Annotated in this window: 21 protein-coding genes; 13 read left to right on the forward strand and 8 right to left on the reverse strand. The window is 65.0% G+C overall.

All coding sequences use genetic code 11. The annotated features are described in order from the left end of the window. The first annotated feature begins 35 nt into the window (after nucleotides 1-35). Nucleotides 36-494 carry a MaoC family dehydratase gene (locus tag CH278_RS11250; protein ID WP_027496923.1) on the forward strand — a complete coding sequence of 153 codons (459 nt, stop codon included), beginning with the start codon at nucleotides 36-38 and terminating at the stop codon, nucleotides 492-494. On the opposite strand, the gene CH278_RS11255 is transcribed toward CH278_RS11250, so the two are convergent. From CH278_RS11255 to hemE, 5 genes are read right to left on the reverse strand one after another with little or no spacing between them, the layout of a single operon-like run. After that, nucleotides 472-2793: a molybdopterin-dependent oxidoreductase gene (locus CH278_RS11255; RefSeq protein ID WP_256991958.1), complete on the reverse strand. Its 2322-nt coding sequence runs from the start codon at nucleotides 2791-2793 to the stop codon at nucleotides 472-474. The two genes, CH278_RS11250 and CH278_RS11255, sit on opposite strands and share 23 nt — an antisense overlap. Continuing rightward, a complete protein-coding gene (locus CH278_RS11260; protein WP_256991959.1) occupies nucleotides 2790-3494 on the reverse strand; it encodes an HAD family hydrolase in 705 nt (234 codons plus the stop codon). The genes CH278_RS11255 and CH278_RS11260 overlap by 4 nt, the downstream gene beginning before the upstream one ends. Beyond that, a complete protein-coding gene (gene hemQ / locus CH278_RS11265) occupies nucleotides 3491-4186 on the reverse strand; it encodes a hydrogen peroxide-dependent heme synthase (RefSeq protein ID WP_027496920.1) in 696 nt (231 codons plus the stop codon). Before hemQ ends, CH278_RS11260 begins: the two co-directional genes overlap by 4 nt. Nucleotides 4187-4191: 5 nt before the next feature. Continuing rightward, a complete protein-coding gene (locus CH278_RS11270) occupies nucleotides 4192-5547 on the reverse strand; it encodes a protoporphyrinogen oxidase (protein WP_094621922.1) in 1356 nt (451 codons plus the stop codon). Continuing rightward, nucleotides 5544-6617: a uroporphyrinogen decarboxylase gene (gene hemE / locus CH278_RS11275; protein ID WP_032387502.1), complete on the reverse strand. Its 1074-nt coding sequence runs from the start codon at nucleotides 6615-6617 to the stop codon at nucleotides 5544-5546. The genes CH278_RS11270 and hemE overlap by 4 nt, the downstream gene beginning before the upstream one ends. Nucleotides 6618-6838: 221 nt before the next feature. Between hemE and CH278_RS11280 the strand changes: the two genes are divergently transcribed. The 9 genes from CH278_RS11280 (at nucleotide 6839) to CH278_RS11325 (ending at nucleotide 17476) form a co-directional block, all read left to right on the forward strand. Next, on the forward strand, nucleotides 6839-7381 hold the full coding sequence (locus CH278_RS11280) for a DUF3000 domain-containing protein (RefSeq protein ID WP_239536507.1): 543 nt from the start codon (nucleotides 6839-6841) through the stop codon (nucleotides 7379-7381). Between the two features lie 59 nt (nucleotides 7382-7440). Beyond that, nucleotides 7441-8718, forward strand: coding sequence for an HRDC domain-containing protein (locus tag CH278_RS11285; protein WP_094621924.1), 1278 nt, complete (start codon nucleotides 7441-7443; stop codon nucleotides 8716-8718). A gap of 72 nt (nucleotides 8719-8790) precedes the next feature. Further along, nucleotides 8791-10017, forward strand: a complete 1227-nt coding sequence (locus CH278_RS11290) for a thiolase family protein (protein WP_094621925.1) — start codon at nucleotides 8791-8793, stop codon at nucleotides 10015-10017. Next, entirely contained in the window at nucleotides 10014-12119 is a 2106-nt protein-coding gene (locus tag CH278_RS11295) for a 3-hydroxyacyl-CoA dehydrogenase NAD-binding domain-containing protein (RefSeq protein WP_094621926.1), read from the forward strand. Before CH278_RS11290 ends, CH278_RS11295 begins: the two co-directional genes overlap by 4 nt. A 112-nt stretch (nucleotides 12120-12231) precedes the next feature. Then, a complete protein-coding gene (gene sigJ, locus CH278_RS11300; protein ID WP_094621927.1) occupies nucleotides 12232-13113 on the forward strand; it encodes an RNA polymerase sigma factor SigJ in 882 nt (293 codons plus the stop codon). A 39-nt stretch (nucleotides 13114-13152) separates the two neighbouring features. Further along, nucleotides 13153-13656 carry a flavodoxin family protein gene (locus CH278_RS11305; RefSeq protein WP_094621928.1) on the forward strand — a complete coding sequence of 168 codons (504 nt, stop codon included), beginning with the start codon at nucleotides 13153-13155 and terminating at the stop codon, nucleotides 13654-13656. Next, entirely contained in the window at nucleotides 13653-14399 is a 747-nt protein-coding gene (locus CH278_RS11310; RefSeq protein ID WP_094621929.1) for an SDR family oxidoreductase, read from the forward strand. Before CH278_RS11305 ends, CH278_RS11310 begins: the two co-directional genes overlap by 4 nt. A 218-nt stretch (nucleotides 14400-14617) precedes the next feature. Further along, nucleotides 14618-16015 (forward strand): sugar porter family MFS transporter, encoded by a 1398-nt coding sequence (locus tag CH278_RS11320; protein WP_032365061.1) that lies wholly within the window; start codon nucleotides 14618-14620, stop codon nucleotides 16013-16015. Nucleotides 16016-16243: 228 nt separating this feature from the next. Next, nucleotides 16244-17476 (forward strand): MFS transporter, encoded by a 1233-nt coding sequence (locus tag CH278_RS11325; protein ID WP_094621931.1) that lies wholly within the window; start codon nucleotides 16244-16246, stop codon nucleotides 17474-17476. On the opposite strand, the gene dxs is transcribed toward CH278_RS11325, so the two are convergent. Next, nucleotides 17463-19343: a 1-deoxy-D-xylulose-5-phosphate synthase gene (dxs, locus tag CH278_RS11330; protein WP_094621932.1), complete on the reverse strand. Its 1881-nt coding sequence runs from the start codon at nucleotides 19341-19343 to the stop codon at nucleotides 17463-17465. The genes CH278_RS11325 and dxs overlap by 14 nt on opposite strands. A 180-nt stretch (nucleotides 19344-19523) precedes the next feature. Between dxs and glsA the strand changes: the two genes are divergently transcribed. Continuing rightward, nucleotides 19524-21350: a glutaminase A gene (gene glsA, locus CH278_RS11335; protein ID WP_094621933.1), complete on the forward strand. Its 1827-nt coding sequence runs from the start codon at nucleotides 19524-19526 to the stop codon at nucleotides 21348-21350. A gap of 42 nt (nucleotides 21351-21392) precedes the next feature. On the opposite strand, the gene CH278_RS11340 is transcribed toward glsA, so the two are convergent. Beyond that, nucleotides 21393-22151: an anti-sigma factor gene (locus CH278_RS11340; RefSeq protein ID WP_094621934.1), complete on the reverse strand. Its 759-nt coding sequence runs from the start codon at nucleotides 22149-22151 to the stop codon at nucleotides 21393-21395. Further along, nucleotides 22148-22903: a sigma-70 family RNA polymerase sigma factor gene (locus CH278_RS11345; RefSeq protein WP_027496905.1), complete on the reverse strand. Its 756-nt coding sequence runs from the start codon at nucleotides 22901-22903 to the stop codon at nucleotides 22148-22150. The genes CH278_RS11340 and CH278_RS11345 overlap by 4 nt, the downstream gene beginning before the upstream one ends. Before the next feature lie 164 nt (nucleotides 22904-23067). Between CH278_RS11345 and CH278_RS11350 the strand changes: the two genes are divergently transcribed. Both CH278_RS11350 and CH278_RS11355 read left to right on the forward strand, forming a co-directional pair. Next, nucleotides 23068-24081 (forward strand): daunorubicin resistance protein DrrA family ABC transporter ATP-binding protein, encoded by a 1014-nt coding sequence (locus tag CH278_RS11350; protein ID WP_045841783.1) that lies wholly within the window; start codon nucleotides 23068-23070, stop codon nucleotides 24079-24081. After that, a complete protein-coding gene (locus CH278_RS11355) occupies nucleotides 24078-24917 on the forward strand; it encodes an ABC transporter permease (RefSeq protein ID WP_027496904.1) in 840 nt (279 codons plus the stop codon). The genes CH278_RS11350 and CH278_RS11355 overlap by 4 nt, the downstream gene beginning before the upstream one ends. The last annotated feature ends 1 nt before the right edge of the window (nucleotide 24918 follow it).

Consider the following 24918-nt stretch of genomic DNA (forward strand, 5'->3'; position numbering starts at 1 on the left):
TCGAGCGCCCTATTACGACGGTGCATACTGTGAGCATGCGCACTTTCACCTCACCAGAGCAGATCAAGGCGGCCGTCGGCGAAGAACTGGGAACCAGCGACTGGCTCCAGATCACCCAGGAACGGGTGAACACATTCGCCGACGCCACCGGCGACCACCAGTGGATCCACGTCGACGTCGAACGAGCGAAGAAAGAAAGCCCGTTCGGCGCTCCGATCGCCCACGGATTCCTGAGCCTGTCCCTGGTGTCGATGCTCAACTGGCAGATCTACACCATCGAGAACACCAAACTCGGAATCAACTACGGCTCCAACAAAGTTCGCTTCATCAACCCGGTCAAGGTCGGATCCCATGTCCGGTTGCGGACCACCCTCACCTCTGTCGAGGACGCGTCGGGCGGAGCGCTGCAGATCGTGACGACCGCAACGCTCGAGATCGAAGGCGAGGACAAGCCGGCCTTGGTTGCCGAAATCATCTCGCGGGTGGTGTTCTGACCGATCGTGTCACCGGTGGATCGAACGCAGTGATCGGCGGCAACGGCGCGTCGTACCGTTCGATCTCCACCAGCACGTGTTGCCCGGTGCACCCCCGCGAGAGCGACGACGACCCGACGTCGGTGGTGAGAACGTTCACGCTGCCGTGCACGCACATCGACCCTGGGTCGGCCCGGTCCAACGGGTCGTACCAGGCACCGGTCGACAACTGCACCACCGATTCCAGCATCCCCTCGTCGACGACCACCCCGGCCAGGCACGAACCGCGGTCGTTGAACACTCGCACCACATCGCCGTCAGACACTCCCCTGGCCTCCGCCGCAGACGGGTGCATTCGTATCGGCTCTCGGCCCTGAACCTTCGAATTCCGGCTCACCGCACCGTGATCGAGCTGACTATGCAGCCTGGTGCGCGGCTGGTTGGCGATCAAGTGCAGAGGAAACTGCTCGGCCCGCGGCCCGCCGAGCCATTCCTGCGGCTCGAACCACATCGGGTGCCCGCGGCAATCCTCGTAATCGAACCCCGCGACCGTCGCCGAGAAGATCTCGATCTTGCCGCTCGGTGTCCGCAGCGCGTTGCCGATCGGGTCCTGGCGAAAATCCTCCAGGAACGTCAACTCGTCCTCGGTCTTCATCCGGAACGAGCCCTCACGCGTGAAGTCTTCGAATTCCGGGGTCTGCACGCCGTCGGCCCGCAAGTACTCGCGCCACTGCCCGTACATGTGCTCGAGCCATTGCTGTGACGTGCGCCCCTCGGTGAACTGCTGCCCCACACCGAGTTTCGTAGCGAGTTCCGCGAAAGTGTCGTAATCGTCGCGTGAATCGGCGAATCGCTCGGCAGCCGGCGCCATGGCCACGAGCAGTGGATCGTTGCGTGTGCAGCTCAGATCCGACCGTTCCAGCGATGTGGTCGACGGGACTACGACGTCTGCGTGCTTGGCCATCGGCGTCCAGTAGGGATCGTGGACGACGACGGTATCGGGCCTGCCGAGTGCCCGGCGCAATCGTCCCAGATCCTGGTGGTGATGAAACGGGTTGCCGCCCGCCCAATAGACCACTTTGATGTCGGGATAGACCAAACGTCGGCCGTCGTAGTCGAATTCGTGCCCTGGGTTGAGCAGCATGTCCGAGACAGCTGCGACCGGGATCAGATCGGCCACCGGATTGATTCCCTGCGGCAGTGTCGGCAACGGATAGGGCACAGGAGCGAGGCCGGGCTCGTTCATCGAGCCGTATCCGTGTCCGAATCCCCCACCGGGCACGCCGATTTCGCCCAACATCGCTGCCAACGTGATGCCCATCCACGGAGCCTGTTCACCGTGCTGCGTACGTTGCAGGGACCACGTGACGGTCACCATCGTGCGTTTCGACGCCATGTCCCGTGCCAGCTCTGCGATTACGGACGGCTCGATACCGCAGATCTCCGACGCCCACTGCGGGGTCTTGGGAGTGTCGTCCGAGACACCGAGAAGGTAGCGCTCGAACTCGGGGTAACCCTCGCAGTATTCCTCCAGAAACGCTGTGTCGTGCAGTTTTTCGTCGGCCAGGACGTATGCCAGAGCCAGCATCATCGCCACGTCGGTTCCGGGCCGTGGGGCGATCCACCGCGCCTCGCCCGACATGTCGTTGCGCAATGGACCGACGGTGACGATCTGCCCGCCGCGGGCGCGCATCGCGTCGAGCGAACCGACGGTCGGATGATCCGACGTACCACCGTGATTGATGCCGGTGTTCTTCACCGGAACTCCGCCGAACGCCACCAGCAGTTCGGTGTGTTCGGCGATCACGGACCAGGATGTGGAGCGGGAGAACATCTTCCAGTGCGCGCCGAGCACGTGCGGCATGATGACGCCGGTCGCACCGAGCGAATAGCTGTGCACGGATCGCGTGTAGCCGCCGATGCAGTTCAGGAAGCGGTGTACCTGACTCTGCGCATGATGAAAGCGGCCGGCACTGGCCCAACCGTACGACCCGCCGTAGATGGCGTTGTTGCCGAATGTGTCCACCACGCGGCGCAACTCGCGCGACAACAGGTCGGTGAGCTCGTCCCACGAGACGTCGACGAACTCCTCGCTACCGCGCCTGTCGGTGGGGCCGGGACCGTTCTCGAGCCAGCCCCTGCGTACCGCAGGCGAGGTGACGCGGGATCGATGGGTCACCGAGCCGACGAGGTTGCCCAGCACCGGGGAAGGATTGCTGTCCGTCACCTGAGGATGAATCGCGGTGACGTCACGTCCGTCCGAGTCGGCGCGGAACATCCCCCAGTGGCCCATGTGCTGGACGCCGGTCACTCCGGTCATCGAATCCCGAACGCGCTCAACGCTGCCAGCAGTGCGTCGGGACGCTCGGCCGTCGGCACCGGATCGACGAGTGCGAAACTGCACCCGATCTCCTGTGCCGCGCCGTCGGCCTCGGCACTGTCGCCCACCATCAGCGTCCGCGCGGGCTCGACGCCGAGAGCGGCCACCGCATGTCGGAAGATCTCCGGTTGCGGTTTGACGTGCCCGACCTCGAACGAGAGCACGAATTCGTCGACGTACCGGTCCAGGCCCCGAGCAGTGAACGCAGGACGGATGTCGAAGGCAATGTTGCTCAGCACCCCGACGCGAATCGCCCGTCCCGCCAATGTCGACAGTGCCGCTTCCGTGTCGGGATAGGGCGTCCAGGAGTCGGCGTCGATGACTCGTCCGTACACCGATTCGGCCTGTGCCTCGGCGGTGATGCCGGACTGCGCCAGAACGTGCAGATACGCCTGCCGATGCAGGGCCGGATCCAGATCGCGATGACGCCATGCGTGCCGAGTGGCGTCGTCGAACTCGACGGTCTCGCCGACCGGAGCGGTCATGCGTCGCATGAGCTCGGCGGCTCCGGCTCCGTCGACCGGAACGCCGTCGGCATCGTGCACACCGTCGAACCACGACGGCTCCTCTTCCAGTCGGAAGAGTGTGCCGGAGAAGTCGAAGAGAACGGCGTCGACGATGGGTGTGTCCGTCCCCGTCACGGTAGTGATTCGACGAGCGCGTCCACCTCGACCCGAGGGCCGGTGAAGAACGGCGTCTCCTCGCGCACGTGTCGGCGTGCCTCGGTGGCCCGGAGATCGCGCATCAGGTCCACGATGCGGTCGAGCTCGGGTGCCTCGAAAGCCAGGATCCACTCGTAGTCACCGAGCGCGAACGAGGGGACGGTGTTGGCGCGCACGTCCTTGTAGTCGCGCGCTGCCTTCCCGTGATCGGCGAGCATCGTCCGACGTTCCTCGTCGGGCAGCAGGTACCAGTCGATCGAGCGGACGAACGGGTACACGCAGATGTACGCGCCCGGATCCTCGCCCGCGATGAACGCAGGCACGTGGCTCTTGTTGAACTCGGCGGGGCGGTGCAGTGCGGTGTTGCTCCATACCGGCGTGCTCGCCTTGCCCAGCGCGGTGGTGCGCCGGAAGTCGGAGTACGTCGCCTGCAGGTCCTCGATGCGCTCGGCGTGCGTCCACACCATGAAGTCGGCATCGGCCCGCATGCCGGCGATGTCGTAGACGCCGCGCACGACGACACCCTTGTCCTCACGGCCCTCGAAGAATGCCCGGGCTTCCTTCGCAGCGGCCGCGCGGTCGTCGCCCAGAACCCCGGGTGTGACCTTGTAGACCGAGAACATCAAGTACCGAAGAGTCGAATTGAGCGCTGAGTAATCGAGGCGTGCCATGGCCCCTATCGTGCCACCTCGACCAGACGGGCGGCAGCGGTGGTGGCGGACGCAATACAGGCCGGTACCCCGACGCCGCGCTGCCACGCTCCGGTCACGGCGAGCCCGGCGAGTTCGGACACTCCGGATTCGATGGCGGCGACGCGGTCGAGGTGTCCGGGAGCGTACTGCGGCAATCCGCCCGGCCACCGCTGGACGGTCACTGCCAGCGGCCGGGTGTCGATACCCGCGACCGTGGCCAGGTCGGCGAGCGCGACGTCGATCGTGTCCTCGTCGGATCGCTGCGCGGCGGTGTCGTCGCCGAAACGCCCGAGCGAGGCTCGCAGCAGTACCGCGTCACGCTCGGCCAGGTGCGGCCACTTTCGACTGGACAGCGTGAACGCCTTCACGTCCAGCCCCGCGTCCGTCGCCACCAGAATTCCCGAATTCTGCGGCAGCTCGGTCGACGTCGGAAACGCCATCGCCACGACCGTCGACGACGCCAGTTCGATCTCACGGGCAGCGCGCGACGCGTCCGGTGCGAGGTCTGCGATGAGATCGGCCAGTATCGGTGCCGGTACCGCCAGCACGACCCCGTCGACCTCACCCACCCGATCGACGAACCAGCCGCCCGACTCACGGCGGATCTGGCCGACGCTCGTCTCGCGCAGAACGCGAGCGTCGGTGGCTGTAATCACGGCGTCGAGCAGCACCGCGTAGCCGTCCCGGAGTCCACCGAACACCGGCCCCGGGGACGGAGTCGGGAGTGCCGTCAGCACAGCCTCGGTCAGGTTCGCCGCGCCGTTGTCCAACGCAGCGGCCAGCGTCGGCAGCGCAGCACGGACACCGATGGAGCTCGCCGAACCGGAGTAGACCCCGCCGAGCAGTGGATCGACCGAACGGCTCACCACCTGGTTCCCGAAACGTGTGCCCACGAGATCGGCCACGCTGGCATCGGAGCCCCGGACCCATCGAAACGGCCGCTCGGTCTCGGTGTCGATGATGAGCAGCTCGGACGGATCGACCAGCTCCCGGACGGACTCCGCCGACGACGGGATACCCATCAGGGTGCCCACCGGAAGCGGATGAGTGCGTCCACCGGAGAAGACGAGCGGTCGCACCGTCGACGGGTGCACGAGCTGTTCGGTGAGCCCCAGTTCCGCAAGCAGGGCGGGCACCTCCGGACGGCGCCCGATGAACGCCTCGGCACCGACATCGAGCGACTGATCGCCGACCGAGGTGGTGCGCAGGGTGCCGCCCACCCGGGACGATGCCTCGACCACGGTGATCTCAGCGTCGGGCCCGCACGCCTGCCGCAGGCGATACGCCGCGACGAGGCCGGAAATTCCGCCGCCCACGACGGCGTAACGCCGGACGGTCACAACGAATGCACCAACGAGACGACCCGAGTCAGGATGTCGGGATCGGTATCGGGAAGCACGCCGTGGCCGAGATTGAACACGTGTCCGCGGGCACCGGCCGCAATCGCACGATCCGCCTCGGCGGCAATGCGTCGGACCTCGGCCTCGACTGCGTCCCAGCCCGCGAACAGCACTGCGGGATCGAGATTGCCCTGCAGAGCCTTGCCGTGGCCCACCCGGTGCACCGCGTCGTCGAGCGGAATCCGCCAGTCGACCCCGACCACGTCGGCACCGGCCTCGCCCATGGCACCGAGGAGTTCTCCGGTGCCGACCCCGAAGTGGATCTTCGGGACGCCGGCCGAGGACACGGCGTCGAACACTCGTGTCGAGTGCGGCAATACGTACTCGCGGTAATCGGCGAGCGAGAGTGCACCCGCCCAGGAGTCGAACACCTGAACGGCGTCGACGCCCGCAGCCAGCTGGGCCTGCAGAAAGGTGATCGTGGTGGAGGCCAATGCGTCGAGCAAGGCGTGCCACGTAGCCGGATCGGACCGCATCAGAGCTTTGGTCTTCTCGTGATTGCGGCTCGGACCACCCTCGACCAGGTACGACGCAAGGGTGAAGGGTGCGCCGGCAAATCCGATCAGCGGGGTGGTTCCCAGCTCACGAGTGAGAATGCGGACGGCGTCGGCCACCGGCTGCACCTGGTCGGAGGTGAGGACGGGCAGAGCCGCGACGTCCGCAGCCGAACGCACCGGATGCGCAACCACCGGTCCGGTACCGGCGACGATGTCGAGATCGATGCCCGCGGCTTTGAGCGGAACCACGATGTCGGAGAAGAGGATCGCTGCGTCGACGTCGTGACGACGTACGGGCTGCAGGGTGATCTCGGCGACCAGATCGGGCCGGAAGCACGAGTCCAACATCCCGATGCCTGCCCGGATCTTGCGGTACTCCGGAAGGGACCTGCCGGCCTGACGCATGAACCACACCGGCCGCCTCGACGTCGGTCGACCGTCGATCGCGGCCAGAAACGGCGCCTCCGGAAGTTCTCGTCGGGCGGGGGCTGCGGTGTGCGATTCGGCGTTCATCACCGTCCATGCTGCCACGTGCGACAACCGCCGCTACCCTCGAGGGCGAGACACTCATCGCAGTTCAGGACACTCGGATCGTTCGACGGACGCTCGGCGCAGTTCGATCACGGCTCGGCGCGCCTCCATCGCAGGACAACGTGACGCGTCTAACGTCCGGTGACGTGACCGAGCACCGATCTGACGCCGAACCTGCGCCTTTCCGCGCCGCCATCGACGCGATGCATCGGGCGCAGGTACACCCGGCGATCGAAATCGGTCCGATTCGGCCGCCGCAGAGACTCGCTCCCTATAGCTATGCGATCGGTGCCGAGGTCAAGCACGCCGACTCCGAGCAGATCGACGAACAGAGCGACGGCGACGCGTTCGGCCGTCTGATCCTGTTGTACGACCCCGACGGTGCCGAGGCCTGGAACGGCACTCACCGCCTGGTCGCGTACATCCAGGCCGACGTGGACGAGTCCCTCGCCGACGATCCACTGCTCCCCGAGGTCGGCTGGAGTTGGCTGGTCGACGCCCTCGAATCGCGATCGGAACCGTTGAACGCGCTCGGTGGCACGGTCACCTCGACCAGCTCGGTACGGTACGGCGACATCGCCGGCCCGCCGAAGGCTCACCAACTCGAACTTCGCGCGTCCTGGACGGCGACGTCGGAGGATCTCTCGACCCACGTCGAGGCGTTCTGCGAGGTCCTTGCCTACGCCGCGGGCCTGCCGCCCGCGGGCATCACCACCCTCGGTCAGCGCAGTTCCAGTCGGACATAGCAGTTCCAGTCGTACATAGTTGCCGGTCCGTTCGGCCCCAGGGCCTAGAGTCACATCTCATGTCAGCCGAGAGTTCCCCGGACGCCGCGTCGGATGTAGAAGCAAACGAGCCTGTCGCCGTTCCGTTGTTGGCCCCCGCTGACGGGGTTCCCGACGTCGTCGACACCGCCGATGCCGTTCGCGCAGCCGCAGAGGCACTTGCCGCAGGCCACGGGCCCCTCGCTGTCGACGCCGAGCGCGCGTCCGGCTTCCGCTACTCCCAACGTGCGTACCTCGTGCAGTTCCGCCGCCGCGGCGCAGGCACCGTGTTGCTCGACCCCATTCCCGTCACCGGCGACCTCGCACCCCTGGCCGAGGTCATCAACCCGCTCGAATGGGTATTGCACTCCGCGGACCAGGACCTGCCCGGTCTCGCCGAACTGGGGCTCGTCCCCGCCACGCTGTACGACACCGAACTCGCCGGCCGCCTGGCCGGATTCGACCGCGTCGGCCTCGGTGCGATAGTCGAGCGAACCCTCGGCCTGGCCCTGCAGAAGGGGCACGGCGCGGCCGACTGGTCCACCCGACCCCTCCCCGACACCTGGCTCAACTACGCCGCCCTCGACGTCGAAGTTCTGCTCGAGCTGCGAGACGCGATGGCCACCGAACTCGAGGCACAGGGCAAAACCGAGTGGGCAGCACAGGAGTTCGCCCACATCCTCGCCCTGGGCCCGCCCAAACCGAAAACCGACAGATGGCGTCGGACATCGGGAATCCATGCGATCAAGTCACCACGAACGTTGGCTGCCGTCCGCGAATTGTGGACCACCCGAGACCAATTGGCGGCCAAGCGCGACGTCGCGCCCAGCCGGGTCCTGCCCGACTCGGCGATCGTCGCCGCGGCGACGGCCGATCCGAAGTCCTCACGTGAACTCGAACAGCTACCCGTCTTCGGCGGCCCCCGTCAGCGTCGGTCCTCTCGGTTGTGGGCCTCGGCCCTGACCCGAGCGCGGGCGCTGCCCACCGCGGAATTGCCGTCGATGGCGGCATCGTTCGACGGTCCACCACCGGTCAATCGATGGGCCCGTCGCGATCCGGACGCGGCGGCCCGGCTCGCCGACGTGCGAGCTGCGATGACCGAACTGAGCGAATCGGTATCGGTCCCGGTCGAAAACTTGTTGATGCCGGATCTGCTGCGACGACTCGTGTGGGATTGGCGAACTCCCGACGACGGTCTCGATCCGGCCGAGATGATCGACGCCCGGCTGACCGAAGGTGGGGCTCGTCCGTGGCAACGCTCGCTGGTGGTGCCGGTTCTGGCGAAGGCACTGTACCCTTCCCAAGTTACCGACGAGTAATACCCGCTACAGTGGGTGGCACGTCCGGGTACCCGGACGAGTCGTCCGCATCTGTCGGGAGGATCGAAAAGCGTGTCTGTACCCCCGTCCACCAGCTCACAGAGGAATGTCGTCTTCGTCGACGGCATCCGTACCCCGTTCGGCAAAGCAGGCCCCAAGGGCATGTACGCCGACACTCGCGCAGACGACCTCGTCGTCAAAGCAATACGCGAACTGCTCCGTAAGAACCCCAACCTCCCTCCCGAGCGCATCGACGAGGTCGCGATCGCCGCGACCACACAGACCGGCGATCAGGGCCTGACCATCGGCCGGACCTCCGCTCTGCTGGCCGGACTCCCCCGCAGCGTCCCGGGATTCGCCATCGACCGCATGTGCGCGGGTGCGATGACCTCGGTGACCACCACCGGATCGGGCATCGGCTTCGGCCAGTACGACGTCGTCATCGCCGGTGGCGTCGAGCACATGGGCCGCCACCCGATGGGTGAGGGCGTCGATCCCAACCCGCGCTTCCTCGCCGACAAGCTCGTCGATCCCAGTGCACTGGTGATGGGTAACACCGCCGAGAACCTGCACGACCGGTTCCCGAGTATCACCAAGGACCGCACCGACGCCTACGCCGTCGCCAGCCAGAACAAGTACGACGCGGCCAAGAAGGCCGGCTACATCGCCGACACCCTGGTACCCGTGGCCACCAAATCAGCAGCAGGATGGGGCCTGGCCACCGAGGACGAGCCACCCCGTCCCGGCACCACCATCGCGGACCTCGCCAAGCTCAAGACGCCGTTCCGCCCCGCAGGCCGCGTCACCGCAGGCAACGCCGCCGGACTCAACGACGGTGCCACCGCCGCGATCCTGGCCGGCGAGGACACCGCGCACGAGCTCGGCCTGAACATCGGCATGCGGATGGTCGGCTTCAGCTTCGCCGGCGTCGATCCCGCCGTCATGGGTATCGGTCCGGTTCCCGCAACCGAAAAGCTGCTCGGCCGAACCGGATTGAGCATCGAGGACATCGGCCTGTTCGAGATCAACGAGGCCTTCGCCATTCAGGTTCTCGCCTTCCTCGAGCACTACGGCATCGCCGACGACGACCCCCGCGTGAACCAGTGGGGCGGGGCCATCGCGTGCGGCCACCCCCTCGCATCCTCGGGCGTTCGCCTGATGACGCAGCTGAGCCGTCAGTTCGCCCAGCAACCCGACGTCCGCTACGGCCTGACGACCATGTGCATCGGTCTCGGCATGGGCGGCACCGTCATCTGGGAGAACCCCAACCACGCTGACTATTCGGGAGCAGCCAAATGAGTGACATCACCACAGCGTTTACCGACGAGGTAGTCACGAACGCCTTCACCAAGATCGTGTCGGTACCGGGGCTCGAGGGTTCCATCGCCCTCGTGACGTTGGACAACGGGTTCGACCACACCAAGCCGTCGACCTTCGGTCCCGGCGGCCTCGCCAAGTTCGACGCCGCCCTCGACGAGGCATTCGCTGCGAACCCGGTGGCCATCGCCGTCACCGGCAAGCCGTTCATCTTCGCCGTCGGCGCAGACCTCAACGGTGTGCCGAACATCAAGACCAAGGACGAGGCGCTGCAGATCGGGCAGCTCGGCCACAAGGTCTTCCGGCGCCTGCGCGAGTCGACGGTTCCGACGTTCGCCTTCATCAACGGTGCCGCTCTCGGCGGCGGACTCGAAGTGGGATTGCACTCGCACTACCGCACGGTTGCCGAGAACGCTGCCGCGCTCGGCCTGCCCGAAGCATTCCTCGGCCTGGTCCCCGGATGGGGCGGAACGCAGTTGCTGCCCAACATCATCGGAGCATCGAACGCCGTCACCGTCGTCATCGAGAACGCGCTGAACCAGAACCGCGTCCTCAAGCCGCAGCAGGCACTCGACCTCGGTATCGCCGACGCCCTCTTCGGCGGTGCCGACTTCCTCGAGCAGTCGCTGGCATGGGCAGCTCAAGTCATCAAGGGTGAGATCACCCCGGCCCGTCCCGAGATCGATCGCGGGCAGGCCTGGGACGACGCCATCGCGCGTGCCCGGGGCATCGTGGCCGGCAAGACCGGCAATTTCGCGCCGGGCCCTGTCGCCGCTGTCGATCTGCTCGAGTTGGCGAAGAACACCGATATCACCGATTCAGCTTCTCTCGACACGGCTTTCGCAGCCGAGGACGACGCGCTGTCGACACTGTTGGTCAAGGACGAATTGCGGGCCGGCCTGTACGCCTTCGATCTGGTGCAGAAGCGTGCGAAGCGTCCCGCCGGTGCGCCGGACAAGTCCCTCGCCCGCAAGATCTCCGGCGTCGGCATCGTCGGTGCCGGCCTGATGGCCAGCCAACTGGCGCTGCTGTTCGTCCGCCAGCTGAAGGTGCCGGTGATTCTCACCGACATCGATCAGGAGCGCATCGACAAGGGCGTCGGCTACGTACACGGTGAAATCGACAAGCTGCTCGGCAAGAAGCGTCTGTCCCCCGATGCCGCGAATCGGCTGAAGGCGTTGGTGTCCGGCTCGATCGACAAGTCCGCCTTCGCGAACACCGACTTCGTCATCGAGGCCGTGTTCGAGAACCTGGACGTCAAGAAGAAGGTGTTCGCCGAGGTCGAGGAATTCGTCTCCGCCGACACCATTCTCGCGACCAACACCTCGTCGTTGTCGATCACGAAGATGGCTGCGGACCTGAAGCACCCCGAGCGGGTCGTCGGCTTCCACTTCTTCAACCCCGTCGCGGTTCTTCCGCTGCTCGAGGTCGTCAAGGGCGAGAAGACCGACGACGCCACTCTCGCAACGGCATTTGCTACCGCGAAGACGCTGAAGAAGTCGGCCGTCCTGTCGGCCGATCTTCCCGGATTCGTCTTCAACCGGCTGGTCACTCGCGCGTCCAACGAGATCATCAGCGCAATCGACGAGGGCACTCCGTTCGATGTGGCGGACGGCGCAGTGGGCGAACTCGGCATGCCGATGAGCCCGCTGACCTTGCTTGCCCTCGTCGGACCGGCGGTTGCTCTGCACACGGCCGAAACCCTCGCCGAGGCGTACCCGGAGCGGTTCAAGGACTCCGCCGGGTTCCGTGCACTCGTCGAGGCGAAGAAGCCCGGCGTGTGGACCTACGGACCCGAGGGCCAGGTCGTCGATCCCGAGGTGGCCGCACTGTGGCCGCAGGGTGATTCGCCATCGACGGCCGAGCAGGTTCTCGAGCGGACCCGCAACGCCTTTGCCGACGAGATCAAGATCATGCTCGACGAAGGCGTCGTCGCGGCGGCCCAGGACATCGATCTCTGCTTGCTCCTCGGCGGCGGCTTCGGATTCTGGAACGGTGGTATCACTCCGTACCTGGATCGCAGCGGCGCGTCCGAGGCCGCAACCGGTCAGCGTTTCCTCGCGCCGGGTGTGGCCAGCGTCTAGCTCTGCCCGCCGAGTTCGAGGTTATGGACAAATTTCATCGCATTTTCGTCCATAACCTCGAACTCGACAGCGACTGGTCCCACTGTCGCAGGGTCGTCTAGTTTCGAACCCGATGACCACCCGTACAGAACATGACGCAGCCGCCGACCGGGATCACCTGATTCGAGTCGGCTATCGCATGTTGGGCTCGTACAGCGAGGCCGAGGACGCAGTCCAGGAAGCATTCGTACGGTGGTATCGGCTCAGCGAGACCGAGCGCGCCGTGATCGACATCCCCCTGGCGTGGATGACCCGTGTCGTCAGTCGCATCTGCCTGGATGTGCTCGGTTCTGCGCGCGTACGTCGTGAACAGTATGTCGGTCAATGGCTGCCCGAACCTGTGCCCGACCGAGACACATCGCTGACGTCTGCCGACCCCGCCGATCGAGTTGCTCGAAACGATTCCGTGAGCTTGGCTCTGCTGATAGTGATGGACTCCCTCGGTCCGGCCCAACGAGTGGCATTCGTGTTGCACGATGTGTTCGGGTTGCCGTTCGACGACATCGCAGTCACCCTGGATCGCTCTTCCGCCGCTTGTCGGCAACTTGCATCCGCCGCGCGCAAGCGCGTTCGGGATCCGCGCGCTCACGACAGCGACCCGGCGGAACACGACCGACTCGTGCGTGCGTTCGCGGCGGTGTCGAGCAGCGGGACTCTCGCGGAACTGACAGCCGTTCTCGCGCCGGAGGTTTCGCTGATCAGCGACGGCGGCGGAAAGATCACCGCCGCACGCAATCCGATTCTCGGCTCCGACCGGGTGGCACGATTCATCCGCGGAATCACCGCGAAGTCGACCGAACTCGACGGGTCGATAGAGCCGGTGAACGGATCGTCCGGGATCGTCTTTCGGCGCGCCGGTACCGTCTTCGCCGTTGTCGGTTTCCGTGTCGCGGGCGGCGTCGTGGCGAACGTATGGATCGTGTTGAACCCGGACAAGCTTCGGCACTGGGACTGAACACACAGACATTTACGCGGGCTGCGTCGTCAATAGATCATGAAGCCGAAATCCAAGAGCGTGATCGTGTGCGTATCCGGTCCGCACCACAACACCTGGAGAATTGCCGAGGCCATCGCCGATGGTCTCGGTGCCGAGGTAAGAACACCGGACCAGATAGACCCCGCCCGCATCGCGGAATACGACCTGGTCGGATTCGGATCGGGCATCTACTTGGGCAAGCACCACCCCCAGTTACTGTCGTTCGTGGCGTCCTTGCCGAACGTGGACCACCACAGGGCATTCGTTCTGGCAACCAGCGGATTCGCCGAATCTTCGCTGCATCGATTCTCCCGTTCCCTCACAGACTCGTTGCACAGCAAGGGCTTCGACATTTCGGATGCATTCTCGTGCCGAGCCAAAGACACCTTCTTTCCCTTCGCTCTCTTCGGCGGAATCCGACAAAGCCGTCCGAACGATGCCGATGTGCGACGCGCTCGACTGTTCGCCGAGAATTTGAGAACGACGCAGGCGAGCCCGACTTCGATCGGGGATATCCAATGAAGCTGGCCGTAGCAGGTGGAACAGGAACCGTCGGAACGCATGTCGTCGAAGTAGCACGTATGCGTGGGCACGAGGTCGTCGTGCTCTCGCGATCGGCGGGCGTGGATCTCGTGAGCGGCAACGGACTGGCCGACGCCATCGCCGGGGTCGACGCCGTCGTCGATGTCTCGTCGACGCAGACCGTCTCGGCGAAGGAGTCGACAGCGTTCTTCTCCGCCGTCACCCGCAACTTGCTGGCGGCCGAGATCGAGGCCGGAGTCGGCCACCATGTGGCGCTGTCCATCGTGGGGATAGACAAGGCTCCGCACTCGTACTACGCCGGAAAAGTCGAGCAGGAGAACATGATTCGGTCCGGGTCGGTGCCGTGGACGATCCTGCGAGCCACTCAGTTCCACGAATTCGCCGCTCAGATCCGTGCACGCGCGTCGTTCGGTCCGGTGAGCATCGTCCCGAAGATGGTCTCGCAACCGATCGCCGCCCGCGAGGTCGCCGATCGATTGATCGACCTGGCCGAGCACTCCCCCGCGGGCCGCGTTGCCGACCTCGGCGGGCCGAGACAAGAACGGATGGCCGAGATGGTGCGGCGCTATGCACGTGCCATCGGTGCCCGTGGCCTGGTGCTCGAGGTCCCGATTCCCGGCGCATACGGTCGCGCGATGCGAGACGGAACGCTGGTCACCACGACCGGTTCGGATCACGGTTTCCAGACCTTCGATCAGTGGTCGGCCACCCTGGCGCGATAGCCACCTGCCGCCGAACTCGAAGCTATGGACGACTTACGGCAGTTTTCCGTCCGCAACTTCGAGTTCGACAGCGCAATATCGGACAATTCACCTATTTCGGCACTTGGATTGCTGCACGCCACGAATATCGAGGCGATTTCGCTCCCATTCCGTGTGTGCGAGGACGAAGATGGCGATGACCACCATGGACGCTGTTCACCCGAAAGCTGGTTCATGCCATGACGCAATCGACCGATCGGCACACCGCAAAGGTCATCGGAGTCACCATCGCCGCCGCTGTCGGCGGGTTTCTGTTCGGATTCGATTCGTCCGTCGTCAACGGTGCAGTCGACTCGATCCAGGAGAATTTCGCTCTGTCCTCGTTCGTCACGGGGTTCGCGGTCGCAATCGCACTCCTCGGGTGCGCGGTCGGAGCCTGGTTCGCCGGTCGCCTGGCCGACAGTTGGGGCCGCAAGAAGGTGATGCTGCTCGGCTCTGCGCTGTTCACCATTTCCTCGGTGGGGTCCGGGTTCGCCTTCAGTGTCCCCGATCTGATGTTGTGGAGGGTCCTCGGCGGGCTGGGTATCGGAATTGCGTCGGTGATCGCGCCCGCGTACATCTCGGAGATAGCACCGGCTCGCTATCGCGGTGGATTGGCATCGCTGCAGCAACTGGCCATCACGGTCGGCATTTTTGCCGCGCTGCTCTCGGATGCGGTTCTTCAGAACGCGGCAGGCGGACCGTCGAACGATCTATGGTTCGGCCTCGAAGCGTGGCGGTGGATGTTCCTGGTCGGCGTCGCGCCCGCATTGGTCTACGGATTTCTCGCGACACTCATTCCAGAATCACCTCGGTACCTGGTGGGTAAACACCTCGACGAGGAAGCTGCACGCATTCTGGGCGACATCACCGGCGAAGTGAACCCCGACGAACGCATCCGGGAAATTCGCCTGACTCTCCGGCGAGAATCCAAATCCTCGTTCGCCGATATCCGAGGACCCAAATTCGGTCTGCAGCCGATCGTGTGGGTCGGTATCACGATGGCGATTCTGCAGCAGTTCGTCGGGATCAACGCGATCTTCTACTACTCGACGACGCTGTGGAAGTCGGTGGGCTTCAGCGAGAATCAATCGTTCGTCACGTCGGTGATCACGTCCGTCATCAATGTGTCGATGACATTCGTCGCAATCTTGTTCGTCGATCGATTCGGTCGCCGAAATCTGTTGATGATCGGCTCGATCGGCATGTTCGTCGGTTTGGTCCTGGCCGCAGTCTCGTTCACGCAAGCCGTCGGAAGCGGCGACCAACTGGAATTGCCGTCGCCGTGGGGCCCGGTAGCGCTCGTCGGCGCAAATCTGTTCGTGGTCTTCTTCGCAGCAACATGGGGACCGATCATGTGGGTGATGCTCGGAGAGATGTTCCCCAATCGAATGCGTGCAGTGGCGTTGGGCATCAGTACCGCCGCGAACTGGATAGCGAACTTCGCCATCACATTGGCATTCCCGCCGTTGTCCGACACCATCGGACTCGGCTTCATCTACTCGTTCTTCGCACTGTTCGCTCTCCTTTCCTTCTTCTTCGTCAAATACAAGATCACCGAGACCAAAGGGATGGAACTCGAAGAGATGGGCGTCTGAATCGAGGTTGCCCGAACGACGGCGGGTCCACGGTTTTTCGGACCGATAAGGCAGGGTGGGGGTGCACTCTGTCGGTCGATCTGCCGTCGAAAGTAGGACATGAAGCTTCGTATCGCATGCGCCGTGGGCACCGTCGTGGTGTTCGGACTGAGCCTGCGCCTGCTGTTCGGCAGTACGTCGGCACTCACCTCCGACATCGCCGAGTTCTAGTCCGCGAACTCGACATCCATGGCGTTGCTGACCACGGGCCCGGTGATCTGCCTCGGTGTATTCGCCGCCACCGCACGCTATTTCGTGCGCCGGGTCCCTGTCACGCACGTTCTTGTGGTGTGCCTGTCCCTGGTGGCCGTCGGCACAGCTGTACGCGCGGTGCCGTCGTGGCCGATCCTCGTGGTCGGCACTCTCGTCGCGGCGGCGGGTATCGCGGTGGCGAATGTGTTGGGTCCGGTTTTCGTCCGTCTGGTGGTGCGGGAGTGGAGCCTGTCGGAACGACCCAGGGGCAGGGAGTGGAGCCTGTCGGAACGACCCAGGGGCAGGGAGTGGAGCCTGTCGGAACGACCCAGGGGCAGGGAGTGGAGCTCGACAGGTGAACCCGATGCGGCGGCGGGGCGACGACTGGGGTTGTTGACCGGGGTGTTGACCGCTGTGATCAGTGCCAGTGCGGGAGTGGCGTCGGGAGTGTCCGTTCCGTTGGCCGAGGCGTTCGACGGTGGTTGGCGGATTGTTCTGGGGCTGTGGTCGATTCCGGTCGTATTGGCCGCCGGAAGTATGGCGGTCTTCGGGCGAACGCTGTCGCGCGGGCTGTCGGTTGCCGGGTCGGCGACAGTCCCCGACGACGCTCCTCGGAGTCGCACGGGGGTTCTGACATCGCCCGTTGCGTGGTCGTTGACGGCATTCATGGGTTTGCAGTCGCTGATGGCGTATTCGATGATCGCGTGGTTACCGACGATCTTTCGTGATCGCGGGGTGGACGCGCGTGATGCCGGTCTGCTGTTGACGGCATTGTCGGTCAGCAGCGTGCTGACTGCATTGACGATTCCGAGCCTCGCGACCAGGTTGGGGAATCAGAGCGCGTTGGCGGTCGCCGTGACGCTACCGACGTGCGTGGGCCTGCTCGGGATAGTGTCGTCGGCCGATTCCTGGGCCCTGGTGTGGGCGGTACTGCTCGGTTTGGGCCAGGGCGGGCAGTTGTCGCTCGCGATGACGTTGATGAATCTGCGGGCCTCGAACGCCCGTGATGCTGCGTCGCTCAGTTCCATGGCGCAGACGGTCGGATACGTGCTGGCTGCTGCCGGTCCGCTGGTGTGCGGGGCCGTTCATTCGGCGACGCAGCGGTGGGAACCGTCGATTGTGTTTCTTCTGTTGGTGACGATTCCCATGGCTGCAGCAGGTGCGGTGGCCGGCCGCCGCGTCGTGGTCGGAAGCGAGGCGGAGCCGGCCGACGCCGTCAGAGGCTCTTGACCCAATGCGAAACTTGCTGCACCACGGTTTCGCAGGTGAGTCCGAACTCGTGGTGCAGTTGCTCCCGAGATGCGTGGTCCAGGAATCGTTGCGGCACACCGAGATCGCGGCAGGGCACGTCGACACCGGCACCGCGCAGCGCGGCCGAGAGCGTCGAACCTATCCCGCCGTGCAGGCCGCTGTCCTCGACGGTGACGACCAACCGGTAATCCTCGGCCATCTTGAGCAGCGACTGCGGGACCGGGAGCACCCAGCGTGGATCCACGACGGCAACCGAAATACCCTCTGCTTCGAGCTTTTTCGCGGCGTCGAGGGCGAGCGACCCGAACACCCCGACGGCAACGATCAGCACGTCGCCGGTGGCCTCGGACGGCTCGGTCAGCACATCGAGTATTCCGTCCAACCTGCGCACCGCAGGCACCGTTTCGGTGACCGCGCCCTTCGGGAAGCGAAGTGCCGTAGGGCCGTCCGAGGTGGCGATCGCCTCGGCCAGCTCCTCTCGAAGAGTGGCGGCGTCTCGTGGCGCTGCCACCTTCATGCCCGGAACGATGCCGAGCAGAGACATGTCCCACATGCCGTTGTGGGACGCGCCGTCGGCACCGGTGACTCCCGCGCGGTCCAACACGATGGTGACGGGAAGGCCCAACAGGGCGACGTCCATCAGCAGTTGATCGAACGCGCGGTTGAGGAACGTGGAGTAGATGGCGACCACGGGATGCATGCCGCCGAGCGCAAGCCCGGCGGCCGACGTCATCGCATGCTGCTCGGCGATACCCACGTCGAACATTCGGTCCGGAAACCGCACCCCGAACGCCGCGAGCCCGGTGGGCGCGGCCATTGCGGCGGTGATGGCCACGACGTCCTCGTTCTGCTCGCCCTGCTCGATGAGCGCCGCCGAGAACACCGACGTCCAATCCCGAGCCGATTTGGATCGGGCCAGGCCGGTCGCAGGATCGATGACGCCGGTGGCGTGCATCTGGTCGGCCACGTCGTTCTCGGCATGGATGTAGCCCATGCCCTTGCGGGTCACCGCATGCACGATGACCGGTCCGCCGTACGCCTTTGCTCTGCGCAGTGCCGATTCCATGGCGTGCTGGTCGTGACCGTCCACCGGGCCCAGGTACTTGATACCGAGATCGGTGAACATGACCTGCGGGCTGATGGCGTCCTTCACTCCGGCTTTCATGCCGTGCAGCATCGTGTAGGCGGCGCGGCCGACGACGGGGATCCGTCGTACGATCCGGCGGCCGTTGTCGAGAATTTTCTCGTATCCCGGCTGCAGTCGCAGAGCTGCCAGGTGATCGGCCAGCCCGCCGATGGTCGGGGCGTACGAACGGCCGTTGTCGTTGACGACGATCACCAGCGACCGGTCTCGGCCGGCGGCGATGTTGTTCAGCGCCTCCCAGCACATACCGCCTGTCAGCGCGCCGTCACCGACCACAGCCACGACATGCCGGTCGGTCTCTCCCTTGAGGGCGAACGCTTTGGCCAACCCGTCGGCATACGACAAGGACGCCGATGCGTGCGAGGACTCGACCCAGTCGTGTTCGCTCTCGACCCGAGACGGATAGCCGGACAGCCCGCCCTGCTTGCGCAGTGTGTCGAACATTCCGGCGCGTCCGGTGAGCATCTTGTGCACGTAGGCCTGGTGGCCCGTGTCGAAGATGACCGGATCACGCGGTGAGTCGAAGGTGCGGTGGATCGCCAGAGTCAGCTCCACCACTCCCAGATTGGGACCGAGGTGGCCCCCTGTTGCCGATACCTTCTCGACCAGGAAGGCGCGGATCTCGCGAGCCAGTTCGGCCAGCTCCGCACTATCGAGGTCGCGCAAGTCCTCGGGCGTCTGAATTCGCGCTAGGACACCCAACGAGATCGCTCCCTCCGGCCGGAAAACATATTCGAAAAACCAGTCTACGGAGTGGCTGCACCCAGCCGCCCCGTCCAGCATTGTCTCGCCGACACTACCGTCGAGTAGGCAGGTGCCCGGGGTCAGTCGCCCCTAACCTCGAATACGCTCGAAACGGACACCCGACATACAGTGTCGCCCATGAGCAACGTCGTCGATGCCATCCTGACCCGGGTTCACGAACTGTGCCGGGACGACGCGTCGGGACAGGTTGCCGACTACATCCCCGAACTCGCAGCCGTGACGCCGGACGGCTTCGGTATCGCCCTGACGACCACCGACGGTTACCTGTACGAAGTCGGCGACACGAGGATGCCGTTCACCATCCAATCCATCTCCAAGCCCTTCACCTATGCACTCGCGCTGGCCGACCGCGGTCTCGACGTCGTCGCGGGCAAGATCGACGTCGAACCCTCGGGTGAGCCGTTCAACGAGATCAGCCTGGACGCCGTCACCGAGCGGCCCCGAAACCCGATGATCAACGCGGGTGCGATCACGTCCGCGTCGCTCATCGGCGGCCGCACCGCGGAGGAACGATTCGAGCGCATCCGAGCGTCGTATTCCCGGTACGCAGGAAGGTCTCTGAGCTTCAACGACGCGGTGTATCGATCCGAAGCGCGCACCGGACACCGCAATCGCGCCATCGGCTACATGCTGCGGTCCTTCGGCATCATCGACCACGATCCGGAGGCCGCCGTCGACCTCTACTTCCGCCAGTGCTCGATCGACGTCACGGCGGCGGATCTGGCCATGATGGCCGCGACGATGGCCAACAACGGAGTCAATCCCCACACCAAGGAGCGCGCCCTGGCACCCGCACTGGTCGAACGCGTGCTGTCGGTGATGACGACCTGTGGCATGTACGACGGCGCAGGCGACTGGGTGGCGCGGGTGGGTATGCCGGCCAAGAGTGGGGTCGGCGGCGGCATCCTGGCGGTGCTTCCCGGGCAGATGGGCATCGCCGTCTACTCCCCCCGCCTCGATTCGCACGGCAACAGCGTGCGCGGCGTTGCTGCCTGCCGAGAACTCTCCACCAGACTCGAATTGCACTTTCTGCACGTCACTCGGGCCGCGAAATCGTCGATTCGACGTCGGTACGTTCTCACCGAGGCACCGTCGCGAAAACGACGATCCGAGATCGAACAGGCCACACTCGCTGCAGTCGGCGACCGCGCGCGGGTCTACGAGTTGCACGGGGACCTGCTGTTCTCGGGTGCCGAGACAGCGGTCCGCGAGATCGGCAACCTCGACCGGAATCTCGATGCACTCGTCATCGACGTTCGTGGCGTCGACGAGGTGAGCGACATCGCCCGTTCGATGTTCGAGGACCTACGCCGCGATCTCGCCGACCACGGCTGTGTGGTGTGCCTGGTGGATCCCAGAGCCATCATGGGCCACACGACGTCGAGCCTGGACCCGAATGATCCGGCGGGCCGGGTGTACTCGAGTCTGAGCTCGGCCATCCAGTGGGCAGAGAACCTGCTGCTCGATCGGCACTGCTCCGGCGCGCGGCAACCGGCAGAGATCACTCCGGCCGAGCACCCGTTGCTCGCCGGTCTGTCCACCGAGCAATTCGACTCGGTGACTCCTTATCTGGAGAAACGTCACTACGCACGGGGCGACGTCATCGTTCACCGTGGTGCGCCGGCAGCGGGTCTGTTCTTGATTCTGCGCGGAGAAGTGACATCGACGGCCGTGTCCGCAGACGGGGGCAAACACCGCATCACGACGCTCTCCCCCGGGATGAGCTTCGGCGAGATGCCGCTGCTGATGTCGGTGCCGTTCCTGCTGGACATGGTGGCCGACACCCCTGTCGATCTGGTGGTCGTGTCGGTATCGCATTTCGAGGCACTGACTCGGGACGCCCCGGAAGTGAAGCTGGCGCTACTGGAAAATCTGGCCAGCGGCGCGTACGGCCAGATGGCGGCCGTCGTCAAGACGCTCGGGCGGTTCGACATCGGCATCTGATCCGACTGTCGAACCGCCCGAGTGGACGTGCTTGGCCCCTGATCAGGCGTCGAGCGTGATCATCGTGAGGACCTCGGTGGGCTGCGCCGAGCCGCCGGCAGGCTCGAGCGAGAACGCGAAGTTGGTCGACGCTCCCATGCCGTCCACCACGGTGCCGTCGCTCGACGTGAGCTGATCCTCGGTGACAACGCCGGCGGAGCGCGGCGCACCGTCGACGAACCACATCTGGTAGACCCGGCCCGAGGGCGGCTCCGGGACACCGTTCAGAGTCACCACGACCGCATCTCGGCTCAGCGAGTACGACACCTTTGCAGTGCCGCCACCCGGGAACTCCGCGGACGCCTCACGAGCGTCGGGCGCTGCGACGATCTGCTCGGCCTGGGAAGGCTGCGGGTCCGAGCCCATGGTCTGCGTGACGACGACTACACCGCCGACTGCGACGACGATCGCGGCAGCCGCGGACACCAACGAGTATCGCCACGTCTTCGAGCGCTCACGTCGGTGCCGGTGCAGTGGAGTGACGTTCGGCGGAAGTTCTCGGACCGTCGGCTCCTGATCGCTCGCGGCGACACGCGCTAGCACGGCCTCCCGCACGCGTTCGGGTGCGGGAGTGGCGTCTGCCGCCGCAGCCAACGCCAGCGTTTCGTGAATCTCACCCACGAGGATGTCGAATTGTGCCCGGGTCGTCTCGTCGACGCGGATTCGCTCGGATTCGATGGCGCGCCGCTCGGACTCGCTCATCGCGTGGAGGGCATAGACCTCCGCTTCGTCCAGCAGTCGTTGCCGTGACGCTTCACTCATTGCGGGATCACCCCCAGGCATGTCTTCAACTTGATCAATCCATCTCGTATGCGCGATTTGATCGTCGGCACGGCCACCCCGAGCCGTTCGGCAACCTCGCGATAGGTGTACCCGCTGTAATAAGCCATTCGTACCGACTCGCTCTGCGTATCGGTCAGAGTGTCGAGACAGGCCACGACCGCCTCCGATTCGAGCCGCTGGGTCACCGTCTCGAGTACCTCGTCGTGCTCGGGTGTGTGACTCACGGCACCGTACGCCGCCTCGCGGTCGGTACCCGACTGTTCGCTACGTACCCGATCGACCGCCCGGCGATGTGCCAGCGTCATGATCCACGCCAGCGGACTCCCCTGGCTCGGATCGTAATTCGGTGCCGCACGCCAGATCTGGAGGAACACCTCCTGCGCGGTCTCCTCGCTGTACCCCGGATCGCGAAGCACGCGCACCACCATCCCGTACACACGGGAGGACGTGGCGTCGTACAGTTCGGCGAAGGCCGACCGGTCGCCCTGGGCAACGGCGGCCATCAGGCGACGGAGACGGTCCGTCTCCTCGGCACGCAGATTCTTCAGCTGCGGGCTCGGTACTGCGCACACCGCATCCTCGACCGAGGTGCTGTCCTCGGACTCGGGCGGCGTTCGGTCACGGCCGGTGCCCGCAGATCCGGAAGCGTCGGAGAACGGCACGCTCATCGGACTGTCGTCCCAGCAGACGGGTTCATGATCGAGTTCATCGATCATGACACTAGTGGTCATGTAGCCCTCATATCGAAACCTCCGCGTTTTCCCGCCGCAGTACATATTCGGAACAAACACCCCGAGGGATGGTCCGCGACCGAAATTCGTTTGCGCAGAATTGGACCGGGCTTCATCCTGGGTGCGAGAATCGGACAAACGCGGGCAATCGGGCGGACAGCTCGATGGAGGGACGGACACGCATGACGGCCATCGAAACCCACGGGCTCGTCAAACATTTCGGCACCACCGCCGCAGTCGACGGCGTGGATCTGTCGATCCCGTCCGGCGGGGTGTACGGCGTACTCGGACCCAACGGGGCCGGGAAAACCACGACCATCCGGATGCTGGCGACACTTCTTCCGATAGACGGCGGCAGCGCACGAGTCCTGGGACACGACGTGGCAACCGAGCCGGAGGCCGTTCGCCGAAAAGTCTCTCTCACGGGTCAATTCGCCTCGCTCGACGAGGATCTGACCGGCACCGAGAATCTCGTTCTGCTGGCGCGGCTGCTCGGCTACTCACGTCCGGCCGCCCGAGCGCGCGCTGATCAACTGTTGACAGCATTCGACATCGCCGACGCCGGACCGCGACAGGTCAAGACCTACTCCGGTGGCATGCGCAGGCGCATCGACATCGCGGCGAGCATCATCGTCACCCCCGAGCTGATCTTTCTCGACGAACCCACCACCGGCCTGGACCCGCGCAGTCGCAATCACGTCTGGGAGATCGTCCGTGCACTGGTAGCAGGCGGCACGACGGTACTGCTGACGACGCAGTATCTCGACGAGGCCGACCACCTGGCCGGGCGCGTGGCGGTGATCGACCACGGCAAAGTCATCGCCGAGGGCACGACGGGCGAGCTGAAGGCATCGGTGGGATCGAACTCACTGCACCTGCGCGTGCTCGATGCCGGGCACCGGAATGCCGCCGCGAGAATCGTTCGAGATCTGGTCGGCAGCACCGTGACCGAGGACGCCGACCCGTTCACCGTGTCCGCACGACTGGACAATCCGGCGCAGGCGGCACCGATCCTTCCTGCTCTCGAATCCGCCGGAATCGCCATCGCATCCTTCACCCTCGGTCAGCCGAGTCTGGACGAGGTGTTCCTGGCGCTGACCGGGCACGACGCGGGAGCGGGAGTGGAGCCGGTGGGTGCGAAAAAAGCTGAAATCGACAACGGGGAGATCGCGTCATGACCACCGAGGCCCAACGATCCGCCCCACAGGCGTCGACGATCATCGATGTTCTCTCAGCCGCAGGTCCGAGGCCGGAGCGTCCGTCTTCGCTGTCGACCTCGCTGAGTTTCGGCTGGCGGGCGTTGCTGAAGATCAAGCACGTACCGGAGCAGTTGTTCGACGTGACGGCGTTTCCGATCATGTTCACGCTGTTGTTCACGTACCTGTTCGGTGGCGCTCTGGCCGGTTCGACCGACGCGTACATCCAGTTTCTGCTGCCGGGCATCCTGGTGCAGACCGTGGTGATGATCACGATGTACACCGGCGTGACGATGAACAAGGACATCGAGAAGGGTGTGTTCGACCGGTTCCGATCGTTGCCGATCTGGCGTCCGTCGCCGCTGGTCGGTGCGTTGCTGGGTGACGTCGTGCGCTACACGTTGGCGTCGGTGATCGTACTGATCTTGGGGCTGATTCTCGGTTTCCGGCCGCAAGGCGGGCTGCTCGGTGTGATCGCATCGATAGTGCTGTTGCTCGTGTTCTCGTTTTGTCTGTCCTGGATCTGGACGATGATCGCCATGATCGTGCGCACCGAGGCAGCCGTGATGGGGATGTCGATGTTCATCCTGTTTCCGCTGACGTTCGCGAGCAACATCTTCGTCGACCCCAACACGATGCCGGGGTGGCTTCGTGCGTTCGTCGACGTCAACCCGGTCAGCTTTCTGGTGACGTCACTTCGAGGCCTGATGCAGGGCGATGTCGACACCGGCCAACTCGGAGTGACTCTGGTGCTGTCGGCGGCGATGCTGGCGATCTTCGGACCGATCACGATGCGGCTGTACAACCGCAAGTCCTGAT

The organism is Rhodococcus sp. 05-2254-5 (assembly GCF_002258575.1).
In the GTDB taxonomy this organism is placed as follows: domain Bacteria; phylum Actinomycetota; class Actinomycetes; order Mycobacteriales; family Mycobacteriaceae; genus Rhodococcoides; species Rhodococcoides fascians.